Consider the following 16,775-nt stretch of genomic DNA (forward strand, 5'->3'; position numbering starts at 1 on the left):
GCGGGCCGCCGCCCCCGACGCTACGGGCGGTGTGGTGGGCGGATGCCGCGGAACTCCCAGTCGCCGCCGAGGGCGGTCGAGCGCACCTCCTCCGACTCCGTCGGCTGCGCGCCGACGTCGGAGCGGATCGGCACCGGCCCGGTGACGACGTGGTTGGTCAGCCGGCCGAGCCCTTCGGCCTCGACCTCGACGACGTCCCCCGGCCGGACGGGCCGCGAGCCCGCCGGGGTGCCCGACAGCAGCACGTCGCCGGGGAAGAGGGTGATCGTCCGGGCGATGTCGGCGACCAGGTAGTGCATGTCCCAGGTCATCTCGTCGGTGTTGCCGTCCTGGACGACCTCGCCGTTGACGTACGTGCGCAGGCGTTTGCCGCGGAAGTCCCAGCCGGTCACCAGGCCGGGGCCGAGCGGGCAGAGCGTGTCGGAGCCCTTGACGCGCAGCATCGAGCCGGCGTCGGTGTCGCGGAAGTCGTGCAGCCCGAAGTCGTTGGCCACGGTGTAGCCCGCGATGTGCGCGCCGGCCTCGGAGGGGGCGATGTTGCGGCAGGTCCGGCCGATGACGATGGCGATCTCGCCCTCGTAGTTGAGCCACTTGCAGCCCTCGGGCCGCACGACCGCGCCCCGGTGGGAGTTGAGCGAGGAGGTGGGCTTGTGGAAGTAGGTCGGCGCGTCCGGCAGCCGGGTCCGGAACTCCTCGACCCGGCTGCGGTGGTTCAGGTGCACCGCGATGATCTTCGTGGGGACGACCGGCGGCAGGTGCGCGGCCTCGTCGGCGCGGATCCGGCGGCCGTCCGCGGCGACGAGCTCGTCCCCGTCGCGGACGGTCTCGGTGACGGCGCCGTCCAGCAGGACGCGGCGGTACTCAGGCATGGGCGTTCTCCTGTCGGGGTGCGGTCCAGCCGCCGGACGGGCGGTCGAACCAGAGCAGGGCCTGGCCGGTGCCGACGGAGTTCTCGTACTGGCCGTACTGGCGGGCGGGGGCCGTGCAGCGCTCCTCGCCGAGGGCGCCGGCCAGCATGACGTAGTGGTGGAAGCGGGCCTCGGGCTTGTACGTCCGGAACTCCGGCATCGTGCGCAGGACCTCGTCGTGCCGGCCCTGCCGGAACCATTCGATGCGCCGCAGGTCGGCGGCGCGGGCCTCGGGGGTGAAGACGTGCCGCGGGTCGCTGGACTCGTGGTCGCGCAGCTCGCGCAGCGGCCAGAACGTGTGCGACAGCGCGCCGGAGGCGATCACCAGCACCCGGCGGTCGGTGGCCGCGACGCCGTCGGCCAGCGCGCGGCCGAGCCGCAGGTGGTCCTCCATGTCGCCGGTCTGGCAGACGCCGATGCTCACCCAGCGTTTGCCGGGCAGGCCCTCGCCGAGGTACTTCCACAGGTTGGTGGTGGCGTAGTAGATCGGCAGGTACTCGTCGTCGATGGGAGTGATCCAGGTGCCGTGCCGGCCCGCGAAGGAGGCCACGTTGCGGGCCAGCTCGGGGTCGCCGGGGAAGTCGTACGGCATCCGGCACATGCCGCGCGGCAGCTCCTCGGAGGTGTACAGCCCGGCCCGGCGCGCCTGGGCGGTGACCACGAACTCGACCGTGGTGGCCCAGTGGGAGTCCAGCACCACGACGGTGTCGTAGTCGTCGCGCTCGAAGACGTCCCGGCGCAGCTCGCGCAGGCCGGTGACGAGGGTGATCTCCTTGCCCTCGTTCAGCTCCAGCCGGGTGGGCTCGGGCAGCACGATGGTGGGGACGTGCGCCAGCAAGCCGGCACCGACGATCTCACCCATGGTCGTTCCAGCCCTTCGGCGCGGTGACGGTGTTCTTCAGGTCGCAGTAGAAGTCGAAGCTCCAGGTGCCGCCCTCGCGGCCGACGCCGGACTCGCGGGAGCCGCCGAAGGGCGCGCGCAGGTCGCGCACGAAGAAGCAGTTGACCCACACCGTGCCCGCCACCAGCCGTTCGGTGACCCGGCGGGCGCGCTCGCGGTCGCCGGTCGCGACGGTGGCGGCCAGGCCGAAGCGGGTGTCGTTGGCCAGCCGGACAGCCTCCTCCTCGGTCTCGAACGTCTGCAGCGTGAGCACCGGGCCGAAGACCTCCTCCTGGACGATCTCGCTGTCCTGGGCCACGTCGGTGAGCAGGGTGGGCCGGTAGTACAGGCCGTCGCCGCGCTCGCCGCCGATGACGGCGCGCGCCCCGGCCGCGAGGGCCCGCCGGACGAACCCGTCGATCTTCTCCACCTGGCGCGGGTGGATGTTGGGGCCGACGTCGGTGGCCTCCTCGCGCGGGTCTCCCTGAACGAGGGCCGTGGCCCGTTCGGTGAAACGGCGGACGAACTCCTCGGCGATCGGCGCCTCGACCAGCAGCCGGGTGGCGGCCAGGCAGACCTGCCCGGCGTTGTCGTACTGCTCGACGGCCAGGTCAACGGCGAGGTCGAGGTCGGCGTCGGCGAAGACCAGCAGCGGCGACTTGCCGCCCAGCTCCAGGCTGAGCGGGGTGAGGTTGGCGGCGGCCGAGCGGGCGATGCGCCGCGCGGTCGGCACCGAGCCGGTGAAGCTGACGCGGCGCACGCCGTGGTGCTCGACCAGGGCCTGCCCGGCCTCCTCGCCGAACCCCTGGACGACGTTGAAGACGCCGTCCGGCAGCCCGGCCGCGGCGGCGACGTCGGCCAGCAGGGAGGCGGTGAGCGGCGACCACTCGGCGGGCTTGAGCACCACCGTGTTCCCGGCGGCGAGCGCGGGGGCGATCTTCCAGGTGGCCAGCATGAGCGGCGCGTTCCACGGCGTGATCAGGGCGCAGGGTCCGGCCGGGTCCCAGGAGACGTGGTTGGCGTGGCCGCGGGTGTCGAAGTCGTCGTGGCCGAGGCCCTCCAGCCAGTCGGCGAAGAAGCGGAAGTTGTGCGCCACGCGCGGCATGACGCCGCGGCGGTGCGAGCGCAGCAGGGCGCCGTTGTCGCGGGTCTCGACGGCGGCCAGCTCCTCCAGCCGCTTCTCGACGCCGTCGGCGATGGCCCGCAGCACGGCGGCCCGGTCGGCGCGCGGGGTGGCGGCCCAGCCGGGGAAGGCGTCCTGGGCGGCGGTGACGGCGGCGTGCACCTCGTCGGGGCCGCCGCGGGCGATCTCGCCGAGCGCGGCGCCGTCGATGGGCGAGAGGTCGGTGAACGTGCGCGCGGAGGCGACGCGCCGGCCGCCGATCCAGTGGCGGGTGTCGACGGTGACCCCGGCGACGGTGATCTGTTCGGACATGTCGGGTGCTTCCAATCTCAAGGGGCTAGTGCGCGCCGGAGGTGCCGGATTCCAGCAGCGTGCCGCCGTCCCACACCACGCCGACCTGGCGGAAGTAGGCGCCGATGGGCTCGCGGACGGCCAGCCGGGACAGCTCCTCAGTGGGGGCGTCGAACAGCTCCAGCTCGGCGTCGCCCGCCCACGCCTGTCCGGCCTCGAAGGCGGCGGCGCCGGACTCGACCAGCTCGTCGAGCGCCAGCCCGCCGCCCTTGCCGATGGCGGGCAGCCAGCGGTGGTGGGCCATGGGGTGGCCGTTGACGAACCCGTTGTGCGGCGACGGCTCGCGCAGGGTCACCACGGCCTGGGCCAGGCGGCGGTCGGCGGCGGCCAGCGTCGCGCCGAACCGGGCGCCCGCCTCGATGCGGGGCGCGGGGCCGTACGGGTGCGGCCTGGTCTGGTGGATCGACCCCAGCTTCTTCGGATAGCCCTGGTGCAGCCCCCTGGCGACGGCGAAGTCCTTGTCCACCCAGATGTAGACGCACCTGGAGTAGGTCCGCCCCCGGTAGGAGCACCGGACGACGGCGAACGCCTCCTTGTACTGCGAGCGCACTGGGTCCAGCAGCTCCTCGCGGGAGGCGGCGCAGGACTGCCAGTCGGCCCAGATGAGCGCGACCGCGCCCGGGTCCTCGGCGGCGAGTTCCAGCGGCTCGGGCAGCAGCTCACGCACCCGGTCGGGGTCGGTGCGGTACTCGATCGTGAGCAGGTCGCCGGAGTAGTGCCAGGGCGGCTCCGGGACGAGGGACGAGCGGCCCGTGGCCGTCTTGGGGTGGAAGTAGCCGCGGACGCCGGCCAAGATGGTCCTCCTGGAACTCGTTTGGTTCCAAATAAAATATGAACATCCAGGCCGATCGGTCAACAGCTCTTGCGGCAGCCAATACGCGCCCGTTACGTTTGGCGTCAAACGACCCTAGGAGAGACCGGTGCAGCAGCACATCGACCGCCTGACCGAGCGGGGCGTCGACGTGGTCCGCGTGACCTACCCCGACCTGACCGGGACCGACCGCGCCCGCGACGTCCTGCTGGAGGCGCTGCCCGACGCCCTCGGTCACGGCCTCGCCTTCTGCCGCGCCGTCTACCACTCCACCCCGCGCGGCGGCACCGCCGACATCAGCGGCGGCCTGGACGCGGGGCTGCCCGACATCGCCGTCGTTCCCGACCTGGCCACGCTCGCCCCGCTGCCGTGGGAGCCCGGCGTGGCCTGGTGCCACGGCGACGTCGTCGACCCGGCCACCGGCGCCGCGGCCCCCGAGTCGCCCCGCGACCTGCTGCGCGCCGTGCTGGCCCGGTGCGCCGAGCAGGGCCTGCGCCCGGTCGTCGGGCCCGAGCTGGAGTACTTCCTGTGCGACCCGGCCCCCGCGGGCGGCTGGCAGCGCTACGCCGAGGCCACCGGCAACGTCTACACCGCCGGCCGCCGCGGCGACCCCGACGGCCACCTCACCCGCACGCTGCGGCACCTGCGCGACCTCGGCCTCGGCGTGACGGCGGGCAACCACGAGTTCAGCAGCGGCCAGTTCGAGATCAACCTGCGGCACTCCGAGGCGCTCGACGCGGCCGACCGGGCCTTCTGGTTCAAGGCCGCGGTCAAGGAGCTGGCGCGGGTGGAGGGCAGGCTGGCGACGTTCATGGCCAAGCCGTTCAACGACGAGGGCGGGTCGGGGTTCCACCTGCACCTGTCGTGCCTGGGCGAGGACGGCGGCAACGCCTTCGACGACCCGGCCGCGCCGTACGGGCTGTCGGCGACCGCGCGGCACGCGATCGCGGGCGTGCTGGCCCACGCCCCCGCGCTGGCGGCGCTGGCCAACCCGACGGTCAACTCCTACAAGCGGTTCGGCCCCGACACGCTGGCCCCCTGGCTCGTCGACTGGGGGCTCGACAACCGCAGCGCGATGCTCCGCGTCCCGCCGGAGCGCGGCGCGGGCGCCCGCTTCGAGCTGCGGCTCGGCGACGCCAGCGCCAACCCGTACCTGCTGGTCGCCGGAACCGCGGCCGCCGCGCTGCTGGGGGTGCGGGCGGCCCAGGAGCCGCCCGCGCCGCTCGTCGGGTACGGCTACGACGCCTCCAAGGCCCCGGTGCTGCCGATGACCCTGCCCGACGCCCTGGACGCCCTGGAGGCCGACGGCGAGCTCACCGAGCTGCTCGGCAAGGACTTCACCGCCGCCTTCCTGGCCTACAAGCGCGACGAGGTCGCCCGCTTCCAGCGGCACGTCACCGACTGGGAGTTCGGCGAGTACGCCTACCACCTGTGACCCGTCATTCGATCGCGCGCTGCGCCAGGTCCTCGGCCAGCGCGATGATCTCCGGGTTGTAGGGCGCCTTCTCCCCCGGGACGTACCGCACCCGGTCCAGGCCGCGCCGGTAGCGGAACACGCCCCGGCGCTCGTGCAGCTCCCAGTCCACCGGGCCGTAGTCGAAGCCGACGCTGATGCCGGTGAAGGGCGCCATGCCGACCAGCTGCGGGACCCGCTCGACGGCCAGCACCGGCTTGCCGTCCACCAGCACCTCGACGTCCCAGCGCACCTCCGGCAGCGCCGTGAAGCGGGCCGTGACGGTCACCGGCCCCGCCGCCGGGATCGGGCCGGCCGCCCGCACCGGCAGGCCGTAGGCGTTGTACGTCAGCCGCAGCTCGCCGTCCTCGACGTACAGGACGTAGCCGCCGCCCTGGTCGCCGTGGGCCACGATCACGCCCTCGTCGCCCGGCCGCCGCTCCAGCCACGCCTCGATCGTGAACGACCGCATGGAGGTGAGCCTGCTCGACCGGAACCGTTCCAGCACCGGGGTGCCCGGGTGGATCGTGACCGGCTCCGACAGCGCCAGCTCGGCCGGCGGCCGGGTGTTGAGCATGTCCGGCGTGTCGGCCAGCGGGAAGACCGTGTTGAGCCAGGCCGCCGCCCGCCACTTCGCGGCCAGGTCGGACACCCGTTCCGGCTGCTCGGCGGCCAGGTCGGTGGTCTCGGCCGGGTCGCGGGCGATGTCGTACAGCTCCCAGCCGTCGTCGGTGAACGGCGTGCCGGGCAGGTGCGGGGCGATGAGCTTGTAGTGGTCCTCGAAGTAGCCGCGCTGCCCACCGCTCTCGACGTACTGCGAGCGGTGCCGGCTCGGCCGGTCGCGCTCGCGCAGGAAGTGGTCGAACGGCACGCCGTCCACGTCCTCGGGAAGCTCCAGGCCGGCCAGCGTGAGGAGGGTGGGCGCGACGTCGGTGACGTAGGCGTACTGGTCGCGCACGCCCGGGTCGCCGGCCTGCCTGGGCAGCCCGGCCGGCCACGACAACACGAACGGCACGTGGATGCCGCCCGCGTAGGCGTGGCCCTTGTAAAGGCGGAACGGGGTGTTGGAGACGTTCCCCCAGCCGCGCGGGTAATGGCCGTGGACCTGGGGGCCGCCGACGAGGTCGAGGTCGCGCGGCACGTCGTGGCACCAGTCGTCGGGCAGGCCGGCCAGGTGCACGAAGCGGCTGAGGTAGCTGCGGGTGCCCTCGGGGCCGCCCTCGGCGGTCGCGCCGTTGTCGCTGGTGACGACGATGACGGTGTTGTCGTACTCGCCGATGCGCTTGAGGTGCTCGACCAGCCGGCCGAGGCTCTGGTCCACGGCGTCCACGGCGGCGGCGTAGACCTCCATGTGGCGGGCGTACAGCTCGGTGCGCTCCTCCCACGGCGCCAGGTCCGGGTCGGACGGCCGGGTGCCCTCGGGGAAGAGGCCGTCGCGGAGCTGGCGGGCGAAGCGTTCCTCGCGGATCCTGGCCCAGCCCGCGTCGTAGCGGCCGCGGTACTTGGCGACGTCGGCCGGCTTGGCCTGCACCGGGCCGTGCACGGCCTGGTGGGCGAAGTAGAGGAAGAACGGCTTGTCGGCGTCGTTGGCGCGCAGGCCGTTGATCATGCCGATGGCGCGGTCGGTGAGGGCGTCGGTCAGGTAGAAGTCGTCCGGGAAGCCCTCGTCGGGGATCGGGCCGTTGTCGCTGATCAGGCGGTGCGGGTGGAACAGGGACGTGAAGCCGTCCATGGAGCCGTAGTAGCGGTCGAAGCCGCGCTGGAGCGGCCAGGAGCTCTTGTCGGCGCCGTCGTGCAGCTTGGACTCGATGGTCAGGTGCCACTTGCCGACCATGAACGTCGCGTACCCGCCGGCCCGGAACGACTCGGCCAGCGTGGGCACCTCCTGCGGGATCTCCATCCGGTAGCCGGGATAGCCCGGGTCCACGTGGGCCACCATCGCGAACCCCGCCCGGTGCGGGTTGAGCCCGGTCATCAGGGCGGCCCTGGAGGGCGAGCAGAGCGGAGTGCTGTGGTAGTTGCTGAACCGGTAGCCCGACTCGGCCAGCGCCTGCACGTGCGGCGTGTCGATCTCCGACCCGAACGGCGACAGGTCGCTGAACCCCAGGTCGTCCACCAGCACGACCACCACGTTGGGCGCCCCGGGACGCGCCCGCCGCGGCCGCGGCCACCAGGGCGTGGACTGCGAGGCCAGCTCGCGGGCCGTGCCGCCGAAGCCCTCGTACCCCCTGCTCGGCGGCGTGCTCACGGCCCCTCCGGATCGACGGCGTCCCGGTCGGCCCACAGCGGCGCCACCAGCGCCCGCAGCTCCTCGGCGCCGACCCGCTCGACCAGCTCCACGGCCGCCAGGTTGTCGCGCAGCTGGTCCAGGCTGGTCGCGCCGAACAGGGTGGTGGTGTTGGCCGGGTGGGTGAGCGTGAAGGCCACGCACACCTGCGCCGGGGTGGCGTCCAGGTCGGCGGCGATCGCGGCCAGCTCGGCCGCCGAGGCCGCGATGCGCTCCCTGATGCCGCCGGGGTCGCGGCCGACCTGCCGGTCCACGCCCTTGCCCAGCAGCACGCCGCCCTCCAGCACGTCGGAGGACTGCAGCGTGACGCCCTGGGCGAAGATGCGGGCGAACGGCGCGCCGTCGGGGATCGAGCGGCGCGAGACGCTGTACTTCAGCTGCGCGATGGCCGGGCCCTCGACGCCCTCGCCGGCGGCGGCGTCGATGAGCGTCTGCACGTTCGACGCCGACCAGTTGTTGACGCCCCAGCTCCGGATCAGCCCCTCCTTCGCCAGGCCGGCCAGGTCGAGGACGAGCCGGTGCAGGTCCACGCCGTCGTGCCGCAGGTCGCCGAGCACCACGAGGTCGGCGTGGTCGGCGCCGGCCCGGAACAGGGCGTTGAGCAGCTGGTCGCGCAGGCTGTGCTCCGGGTAGCCCTCCAGCCACAGCTTGGAGGAGAGCAGGTAGTCCTCGCGGCGCAGGCCGGCCGCGCGCACCAGGGCCGAGAAGATCACGTCGGTGAACACGGGCGGCATGCCGGGGAAGCCGTAGACGCCGACGTCGAACAGGTCGATGCCGCGGTCCACGGCCTCGCGGATCATGGCGACCGCGTCGTGGAAGTCCATGCGGTCGTAGGTGTGCCAGGAGCCGAGCGCGAGCACGCCCGTCTCCGGTCCGGTGCGGCCGATGCGGCGGCGCGGGATGGTCTGCACGGCAGGTCTCCTAGGGCAGGCGGGGGTCGACGACGGCCTTGATCTCACCGAGCCTGGACATCGACTCGACGCAGGCGGTGGCCTGAGCCAGGCCGACGGGCTCGCTGAACAGCTCGTCCCACGGCATGCGGGCGGCGAAGGTCTGGAAGAACTCGATCGAGCGGTGGTAGTCGGCGATGTCGCCGTTGAGCGAGCCGACGACGGTCAGCTCCTTGCCCATGACCGCGCCGAGCGGCACGGGCGCGAGTTCGAAGCCGGTGGAGCCGACGATCACCACGGTGCCGCGCTGGGCGGCCACCGCGACCGCCTCCTCGGCCACGGTGGGCGCGCCGGCCAGGTCGAACACGTAGTCCGCGCCGCGCTCCCCGGCCAGCTCCCTGATCCGGGCGACGCGCTCGTCCTTGCCGAGGTCGGTCGAGACGGTCGCGTCGGCGCCGAAGCGCCGGGCGGCGGCCAGCCGGTCGTCCGGGCCGCCCACGGTGATGACGGTGCCCGCGCCGGCGATCCTGGCGACGGCCGTGGCGAAGATGCCGAGCGCGCCCGCGCCCTGCACCACCACGGTCGAGCCGGTCCTGATGCCGCCGGCCCGGTCCACGGCGCGCAGCACGGTCTTGGCCGCGCAGCCCGACATCGAGGCCCAGGTGTCCTTGACGTCGGCGGGCAGCAGCAGCTTGGCCGCGCCCGGGGTCACGTAGCAGTACTCGACCAGGCCGCCCGTGGCGTACGGGGGGCGGTCGGCGCGCTGCGTGAAGCCGTAGCCGCGGTTGGCGCAGGCGACCGGCTGGCGCAGCACGGCGCAGCCGTAGCAGTGGCCGCAGGTGGACTCCGACCAGCCGATGCGGTCGCCCGGGGCGATCGGGCGGCCGAGGGCGTCGGTGGTGCCCGGCCCGGCCTCGACGACCTCGCCGACCATCTCGTGGCCGAGGATCATCGGCAGCATCCCGGGGAACGTCATCTGGCCGGCCCACAGGTGCACGTCGGTGCCGCACAGGGTGGTGCACGTGATGCGCACCAGGGCGGCGCCGGGCTCGACGGCGTCGGGCAGCGGGACGTCCTGAAGGCTGAGGGGCTTGCCGTGCTCGGTGAGGACGGCGGCGGCGGTTCTCGTAGGCATGGTCACCTTCGTGGCTTTCGACCGTTAAGTGTGGTTAATCTACACTCGTTGACAAACAATTACAGCCCCTCAGGAGGAACCCGGTGTCAGCGGACGAGTACGCGGACCTCGTGGCGGTCGGCGGCAACGTGCTCACCTTCGACGCCCGCGACGGGCGGGCGAGCGGCCTGGCGGCGCGCGCCGGCCGCCTGGTGGCGGTCGGGACGGACGAGGAGGCCCTGGCGCACGCCGGGCCCGGCACCCGCGTGCTCTCCCTGGCCGGCCGGACGGTCCTGCCCGGCATCAACGACTCGCACCTGCACGCCGCCTGGCTGGGAGCGGTCTGGCCGGACACGCTGATCAGCGAGAACGGCCTGTCCGCCCACCAGGGCCGGCTGCTGGCCGACGAGGAGTCCAGGCGGGCCGCCATCCTGCGCGCCGGGCGGATCTGCGCCTCGCTCGGCATCACCAGCTACACCGAGCCCGGCCTCGGCCCCGGCGAGGACGACGGCGAGACCGGCTGCTTCTCGCAGGCCGTCCTGGACACCTACGCGACGCTGGCGAAGGAGGGCGCGCTGCGGGCACGGGTGACCGCGTTGCGGCTGTTCGGCACCCTCGACGGCCCCAGCACCCTGGAGGACGTCGCCGCCGGCCTGGACGCGCCCCTCCCCCGCGCCGACCCCGCCTGGCTCAACGTGACCGGGCTCAAGATCTTCGCCGACGGCATCCCGCCCATGGGCTCGGCCTGGACCTGCCACCGCTACACCTCGGGCGGCCACGGATCGCTGCTGGTGTCGGGGGCGGACGACGCCGCGCGGGAGCACAACCTGCGCGCCATGATCCGGCTGGCGCACCGCGCGGGCCTCCAGGTCGGCGTGCACGCCACCGGCGACCGGTCCATCGACGCGTTCGTGGACACCGTGGCCGAACTGGTGGCCGAACCGGCGGGCGAGCACGGGGCCGCGAGGCGGCATTACGTCATCCACGGCGACCTGGTGAACCCCGACCAGATCGCCCGCATGGCCGGGCTCGGCATGGGCCTCACCACGCAGCCGGTGATCGCGGCGGCCACCGCCGACTGGGTGGCCGGCGCGCTCGGCCCGGAGGTCGCCGGGACGGCCTGGCCGCTGCAGGAGCTGCTGGCCGGCGGGGTGACGTTCACTTTGAGCAGCGACGGGCCGGTGACCACGCCCGACTGGCGGGCGCAGGTGGCGGCGGCGTGCGGGCTGCTGGGCGAGCGGGCGCCGCGCCCCCGGCTGATGACCCGCCTGCTGCGCTGCTACACCACGGCGCCCGCCGTCCAGGACGGCGCGGAGACGTGGAAGGGGTCGCTGGAGTGGGGCAAGGCCGCCGACTTCTGCGTGCTGGACCGCGACCCCCTGGAGGTCGCGCCGGCGGACCTGCCGCAGGTCGCGGTCGACGCCACCGTGACCGCGGGCCGGATCGTCCACCTGCGTGACGGGGTGTCCCTGGACTGACCGGCCGGGGCCGGGTGGCGGCCCGGCCCCGCGGGTGGAGGGGTCAGGCCAGCAGCTGGCCGCCGTCCACCTGGAGGCTGACGCCGGTGATGTGGCGGGCGCCGTCGGAGGCCAGGAAGAGCACGGCGGGGACGATGTCGGCCACCTGGGCGATCGAGCCCAGCGGGATCCGGGCCTCCCACGCCTTCCTGGCCGCGTCGTCGGTGGCGAACATGGCCGTCATCGGGGTGAGCACCGGCCCGGGGGCGACGCCGTTCACGCGGATGCCGTGGGGGGCCAGCTCGATGCCGGCCGAGCGGGTCAGGGCGTCGATGGCGGCCTTGGTGGCCTCGTAGTGGCCGAGGCCGGGCGTGGGCTGGCGGGCGCCGATGGAGGAGATGTTGACCATGCAGCCGCGGACGCCCCGCTGCACCATGTGCGCCCCGACGGCCCGGGTCATCAGGAACGTGCCGCGGAAGTTGACCCGGGCGCAGGCGTCGAAGACGTCCACGTCGAGCCCGATGAGCGGGCCGCCGCCCGCGGTGTGCCCGGCGTTGTTCACCAGCACGCCGATGTCGCCGTGCTCGGCGGCGACGGCCGCGACGGCGGACTCGACGGAGGCGGCGTCCCCGACGTCCACCTGGACGTGGTGGGCGCCGAGCTCGGCGGCGACCGCCCTGGCCCGCGCCTCGTCGAGGTCGGCGATGACGACCCGATCGCCCGCCGCGGCGAAGGCTTCGGCGACGCCGCGGCCGATGCCGCTCGCGCCGCCGGTGACGAGGACGGTCCTGGGGACGACAGGTTCGCTCATGTGGGGGTTCCTGTTCGGTGCGGGCCTTCGCAGACGGGGCTGCGCGGGCGTCCTGGGTTTATTATTATACAAGCGTAGACAAAAAAGGCTTCATCCGGCAGGGAGTGGATCGACGTGAGCGACACACAGCGGGTTCCGGCACGGCGCCTCGGACCGGGCGGCACGACGACGTCCCTGTTCGGGCTGGGCTCCTGGAACACCTGGGACCGCATGGAGTTCGGCGACGCGGTGGCCCTGATCAGGGCGGCACTCGACGCCGGGGTGACCCTCTTCGACGTCGCCCACTACAACATGGGCCCGCACGCCGAGCAGGCCCGTACGGACCTCATCTTCGGCCGGGCGGTGCGCGAGGCCGGCGCGAGCCGGGACGACTGGCAGCTCTGCGGCAAGCTGTGGCTGTGGGAGTACCCGCGCACGGGCTTCCGCGAGCAGCTCGACGTCAGCTTCGACCGCGTCGGCGTCGAGAGCGCCGAGACCGTCGTGGTCGGCGACTATATGCAGCGGCCCGACATCCGGCGGATCGTGACCGACGTCGCCGAGCAGATCGCGGCCGGCCGCTTCACGAGCTGGGGCGTCAACAACTGGATCGCCGAGGACGTCGACCTCGCGCTGAGCTTCGCCGCCGAGGAGGGCCTGACGCCGCCGAGCTTCGCCCAGCTCAAGTACAGCATCGCCCGGCGTTCGATGGCCGAGGGCGGCTTCTACGGCCGGCACTTCGCCTCCGGGGCGCTGGCGCTGCAGGCCAGCGACGTCTTCGAGGGCGGCATCCTGGTGGGCAGGAAGTTCCCCGAACGGAAGATCGGCGCGGACCCGGGCGGCATCCGGGAGGCCGTCAGGCAGGCCGCGGACGCCGTCGCCCGGGTCGCGGACGAGTTCGGCGCGACCCCCGCCCAGGTCGCGATCGTGTTCTGCCTGGAGCACCCGGCGGTGGCCAACGTGCTGTTCGGGGTGAGCCGGATGGCCCAGCTGGAGGACAACCTGGGCGCGTTGCGGCTGTGGCGCGAGCACGGCCCGCAGGTGCGCGCGGCCCTGGCCGACCTGTGGCTGGACCGCGACGTGCGCGCCGACGGCGTCTGGACCCCCTGACCTGCGACTTGCCGGGCCGGGAGCTTCCGACCCGGGCGCGGGGACGCCCGGCGGCGATCACCGGGGTCCCCGCGCGGGCCCGCCGTCACCGTGCCGGACGGCGGGTGCGCAGCTTCTGCAGCTCGCTCATCGACCGGGCGCGGGCGTCCACCACGTTGCGCATGCTCGACCCGATGAGGTTCAGCAGCAGCACGCAGAACATGATCGCCGCACCCGGCAGCACGATCAGCCACGGCGCCTGCGTCAGGTACGACCTGCCTTCGGCGATCATGTTTCCCCACGTCGGCGTGGGCGGCGCGATGCCCAGCCCGAGGAAGCTCATCGCGCCGTCCACCAGCATCGCCGAGGCCGACAGGATCACGACCTGCACCAGCGCCAGCGGCAGCACGTTGGGCAGCACGTGCACGAACAGGATCTTCGCCGGCCGCATGCCGGACACCCGCGCGGCCCCGATGTACTGCCGCGCCGCCACGCCGAGCACCCGGCTGCGGATCACCCGGGCCGTGAACGGCGTGAAGATGACCGTCAGCGCGATCAGCTCGGTCCAGATGCTGGCGCCGAGCCCGATGGCCAGCGCCATGGCCAGGATGATCGCCGGGAACGACATCCAGGCGTCCATGATCCGCATGACGATCGCGTCCACGGTCCGGTAGAAGCCGCTGACCAGGCCGATCACCATGCCGGTGAACGCCGCGCAGAGCGTGATGAGCGCCGAGAGGCCGAGCGAGGCCCGGCCGCCGGAGACCAGGCGGCTCAGCACGTCCCGGCCGTAGGAGTCGGTGCCGAGCAGGTGGCCGGCCGAGGGCGGCAGCAGCCGGTGCACCGGGTCGGTCGCGTTCGCGTCCGGCAGGAACGCCGGCAGCAGCACGACGGCCAGCACGACGAGGACGAGCAGCGCGGCAGCGGTGATCAGCACCCGGTTGCGGCGCCAGGCGCGGGAGGCCGCGGAGGGCCGCCCGGCCGTCCCGACGCGCCCGGCGACGGCCTCGGAAGTCACGAAACACGCACCTTGGGGTCGAGGAGGGCGTAGGACAGGTCGACGACCAGGTTGACGACCACGAACATCAGCGCGACGAACAGCGTCACGCCCTGGACGAGCGGGAAGTCCCGGGTCGAGACCGCGCCCATGAGCAACGAGCCCAGCCCGGGGATGACGAAGATCGACTCGATGATCACGATGCCGCCGACCATCATCGCGAAGTTGCTGCCGAGCTGGGTGATCAGCGGCATGAGCGCGTTCGGCAGCACGTGCCTGAGCATGACCTGCCGCTCCGACAGGCCCTTGACCCGCGCGGTGCGCAGGTACGTCTGCGGCAGCTCGCCGAGCACGCTCTCCCGCAGGGTCAGCGTGAACAGCGCCGACTGCCCGATGACCAGGCACACCACCGGCAGCACCAGCATCGGCACCCCGGCGACCGGATCGGCGAAGAGGTCGGCGTACCCGCTGGAGGGGAACCAGCGCAGCGACACGGCGAACACCAGCACCAGGATCAGCGCGATCCAGAAGTCGGGGATCGCCATGCCGAGCGAGGAGAGCAGGTTGAGCGCGCGCGCCGCGGGGTTGCGCGGCGAGACCGCGTTCCACGAGGTGACCAGCACCGCGACGACGAAGCTGAGGACGGTGCTGAGCACCGCCAGGGTCAGCGTCGGGACGAAGTGCTCGGCCACCACCCCCACCACCGGGGCGTGGTAGGTGATCGACGAGCCGAAGTCGCCGCCCGCCACGTTGCCGAGCCAGCTCAGGTACTGCTCCCACAGCGAGCCCGTCAGGCCCATGCTCTGCCGGAGCGCCTCGACGTCCTGCGGCCTGGCCGTCGGGCCGAGGATGGCGATGGCCGGGTCGCCCGGGATCAGGCGGATGACGAAGAACATCATCGTGCCCACGATCAGCAGGATGACGACCAGGTCACGCAGCCGCCGGAGCAGGAGTCCCGCCATGTTCCCCCCTCACTTCCGCAGCCAGGAGTTCCAGAACACGCGGTAGAACGTGTCGTACCCCTTGAGCTTGGGCGAGTAGGCGGCGTACAGCTTCGACTGGCTGATCGTGATGACCGGGAGCTGCTGCCACACGAACGCCTGGAGCTGGTCCATGAGCGTCCTGGCGGTCTCGGGGGAGGTGGCGGCGTTGTAGTCCTCGATCAGCTTGGCCATCTCGGGCGAGCCGGAGCCGTTGAACGCCCCGAGGGTCAGCGCGGGCATCTGCGAGGGCGAGGTGAGCGCGGCGTTGAAGAACAGGGTGGTGACGTCCCAGCCGCCGGGGTCCTTGGTGATCGTGCCGAGCATCGTCGGGAAGTCGTAGGTGTCGATCTTCGTCTTGATGCCGATCTTGGAGAGCTGGTCCTGCAGCAGCACCGCCCACTGGCTGAACTGCGGGTAGCTGCTGGAGGTCAGGATCCGCACGGTGTCACCGGCGTTGACGCCGGCCTGCGCGAACAGCTCCTTGGCCCGGTTCGGGTCGTGCTGCCGGTAGACGTCGTCGCCGGCGGTGGAGTACAGGCCCTTGTTGTCCTGCGAGACCAGCGCGCCCACCTCGACGGTGAGGTCGGGGCCGCCGCCGGTGGCGGCGTTCAGCGCGGGCTTGTCCATCAGCAGGTTGAGCGCCTGCCGGGCGCGCACGTCGGAGAACTTGGAGCCCTTGTTGAAGTTGGGGATCAGCACGTTCTGGTTGGCCCCGGCCAGGTTCGACACGACCACGGCGGGGTTGTTCTTCAGCGGGGTGTACTGGTCGTCGCCCGGCATGGCGTGCGCCCACTGGCCGGTCTGCAGGCCGTTGACCACGGCGTCCTGGTCGGCGACGACCTTGTAGGTGACCGTGTCGAGGTAGGCGTGCTTGGCGCCGGCCTGGCCGCCCCAGTCCTCCTCGGCGCGCGACTTGTAGCCGTCGTAACGCTCCAGCACGACCTGCTGCCCGATGTCCCAGCTCTTCAGCTTGTACGGCCCGGTGCCGACCGCGCCCTCCTTGGCGAAGCCGGTGGCCGGCACGTCCTTGAGGTTCCTGGCCTCGTAGATCTCCGCGCCGGGGCTGGCCAGCTCGTCGATCAGCGGGTAACGCGGCTTCTTCAGCTCCAGCGTGACCGTGCGGTCGCCGGTGGCCTTGAGGCTCTTGACGTCGGCGGCCACCTGCTGGCCGGTGACGTGGCTCTTCAGCCAGCGCTCCAGGCTGGCGACCACGTCGGCGGCGGTGAGCGGGGCGCCGTCCTGGAACGTGACACCGGCGCGCAGCTCGAAGGTGTAGGTGAGCCGGTCGTCGCTGCGCTGGTAGGTGTCGACCAGCATCGGCCTGGCCGCGAAGGTCTTGTCGACCTCGAAGAGCTTCTCGTACAGCATGTTGCCGATGTGGGCGGTGACCTGGCCGGGGTTGGCGACCATGTCCAGCGACTGCGGGTCGGTCGGCACCGCGACCACGAGGTCGCCGCCGCGTACGGGGGTGCCGGCGTCGGCGGAGGAGGACGAGGAGGACGACGTCGCGCCGCCCGCGCAGCCGGAGAGCAGCAGGGCGCTCGCCGCGGCGGCGGAGACGAGCCCGGCCCTCAGGCTCTTGAGCACGTTCATGGTGGGTTCTCGCTCTTGCTCTAAAAGGGGGGACAGAAGGAGAAGGTCGGCC

The 16,775-nt window shown here is 72.8% G+C and carries 14 protein-coding genes; 3 read left to right on the forward strand and 11 right to left on the reverse strand.

Annotated features, from left to right (window positions below):
* Positions 1–20: 20 nt before the first annotated feature.
* From ACWCSD_RS02530 to ACWCSD_RS02545, 4 genes are read right to left on the reverse strand one after another with little or no spacing between them, the layout of a single operon-like run.
* Positions 21–869 carry a fumarylacetoacetate hydrolase family protein gene (locus tag ACWCSD_RS02530; protein ID WP_397160405.1) on the reverse strand — a complete coding sequence of 283 codons (849 nt, stop codon included), beginning with the start codon at positions 867–869 and terminating at the stop codon, positions 21–23.
* A complete protein-coding gene (locus ACWCSD_RS02535) occupies positions 862–1,770 on the reverse strand; it encodes a 3,4-dihydroxyphenylacetate 2,3-dioxygenase (RefSeq protein WP_449912591.1) in 909 nt (302 codons plus the stop codon). Before ACWCSD_RS02535 ends, ACWCSD_RS02530 begins: the two co-directional genes overlap by 8 nt.
* Entirely contained in the window at positions 1,763–3,223 is a 1,461-nt protein-coding gene (locus ACWCSD_RS02540; RefSeq protein ID WP_449912593.1) for an aldehyde dehydrogenase, read from the reverse strand. The genes ACWCSD_RS02535 and ACWCSD_RS02540 overlap by 8 nt, the downstream gene beginning before the upstream one ends.
* A gap of 25 nt (positions 3,224–3,248) precedes the next feature.
* Positions 3,249–4,055 (reverse strand): acetoacetate decarboxylase family protein, encoded by an 807-nt coding sequence (locus ACWCSD_RS02545; protein WP_397160408.1) that lies wholly within the window; start codon positions 4,053–4,055, stop codon positions 3,249–3,251.
* 127 nt (positions 4,056–4,182) lie between these two features.
* On the opposite strand from ACWCSD_RS02545, the gene ACWCSD_RS02550 reads away from it, so the two are divergent.
* The gene (locus ACWCSD_RS02550; protein WP_397160410.1) at positions 4,183–5,508 is read left to right on the forward strand and encodes a glutamine synthetase family protein; all 1,326 of its coding nucleotides are present in this window, start codon (positions 4,183–4,185) and stop codon (positions 5,506–5,508) included.
* 4 nt (positions 5,509–5,512) lie between these two features.
* Here the strand turns inward: ACWCSD_RS02550 and ACWCSD_RS02555 are convergent, their stop codons facing one another.
* The 3 genes from ACWCSD_RS02555 to ACWCSD_RS02565 are packed head-to-tail and all read right to left on the reverse strand — an operon-like array spanning position 5,513 to position 9,838.
* Positions 5,513–7,774 carry an arylsulfatase gene (locus ACWCSD_RS02555; RefSeq protein ID WP_449912596.1) on the reverse strand — a complete coding sequence of 754 codons (2,262 nt, stop codon included), beginning with the start codon at positions 7,772–7,774 and terminating at the stop codon, positions 5,513–5,515.
* A complete protein-coding gene (locus tag ACWCSD_RS02560) occupies positions 7,771–8,724 on the reverse strand; it encodes an aldo/keto reductase (RefSeq protein WP_397160414.1) in 954 nt (317 codons plus the stop codon). Before ACWCSD_RS02560 ends, ACWCSD_RS02555 begins: the two co-directional genes overlap by 4 nt.
* Positions 8,725–8,734: 10 nt before the next feature.
* Entirely contained in the window at positions 8,735–9,838 is a 1,104-nt protein-coding gene (locus tag ACWCSD_RS02565) for a zinc-binding dehydrogenase (protein ID WP_397160416.1), read from the reverse strand.
* An 83-nt stretch (positions 9,839–9,921) separates the two neighbouring features.
* Here ACWCSD_RS02565 and ACWCSD_RS02570 point away from each other — a divergent pair, with 83 nt between their 5' ends.
* Entirely contained in the window at positions 9,922–11,295 is a 1,374-nt protein-coding gene (locus ACWCSD_RS02570) for an amidohydrolase (protein ID WP_449912599.1), read from the forward strand.
* Positions 11,296–11,338: 43 nt separating this feature from the next.
* On the opposite strand, the gene ACWCSD_RS02575 is transcribed toward ACWCSD_RS02570, so the two are convergent.
* Positions 11,339–12,085: an SDR family NAD(P)-dependent oxidoreductase gene (locus ACWCSD_RS02575; protein WP_397160420.1), complete on the reverse strand. Its 747-nt coding sequence runs from the start codon at positions 12,083–12,085 to the stop codon at positions 11,339–11,341.
* A 114-nt stretch (positions 12,086–12,199) separates the two neighbouring features.
* Between ACWCSD_RS02575 and ACWCSD_RS02580 the strand changes: the two genes are divergently transcribed.
* Entirely contained in the window at positions 12,200–13,171 is a 972-nt protein-coding gene (locus ACWCSD_RS02580) for an aldo/keto reductase (RefSeq protein WP_449912601.1), read from the forward strand.
* Positions 13,172–13,256: 85 nt separating this feature from the next.
* Here the strand turns inward: ACWCSD_RS02580 and ACWCSD_RS02585 are convergent, their stop codons facing one another.
* Genes ACWCSD_RS02585 through ACWCSD_RS02595 form a run of 3 tightly spaced genes read right to left on the reverse strand, consistent with a single transcriptional unit; the run spans position 13,257 to position 16,723 of the window.
* Positions 13,257–14,168 carry an ABC transporter permease gene (locus ACWCSD_RS02585; protein WP_449912603.1) on the reverse strand — a complete coding sequence of 304 codons (912 nt, stop codon included), beginning with the start codon at positions 14,166–14,168 and terminating at the stop codon, positions 13,257–13,259.
* Positions 14,165–15,109: an ABC transporter permease gene (locus ACWCSD_RS02590; protein WP_449912605.1), complete on the reverse strand. Its 945-nt coding sequence runs from the start codon at positions 15,107–15,109 to the stop codon at positions 14,165–14,167. The genes ACWCSD_RS02585 and ACWCSD_RS02590 overlap by 4 nt, the downstream gene beginning before the upstream one ends.
* Before the next feature lie 9 nt (positions 15,110–15,118).
* The gene (locus ACWCSD_RS02595; RefSeq protein ID WP_397160426.1) at positions 15,119–16,723 is read right to left on the reverse strand and encodes an ABC transporter substrate-binding protein; all 1,605 of its coding nucleotides are present in this window, start codon (positions 16,721–16,723) and stop codon (positions 15,119–15,121) included.
* Between the last annotated feature and the right edge of the window lie 52 nt (positions 16,724–16,775).

It is taken from the genome of Nonomuraea sp. NPDC001684, assembly GCF_053596515.1.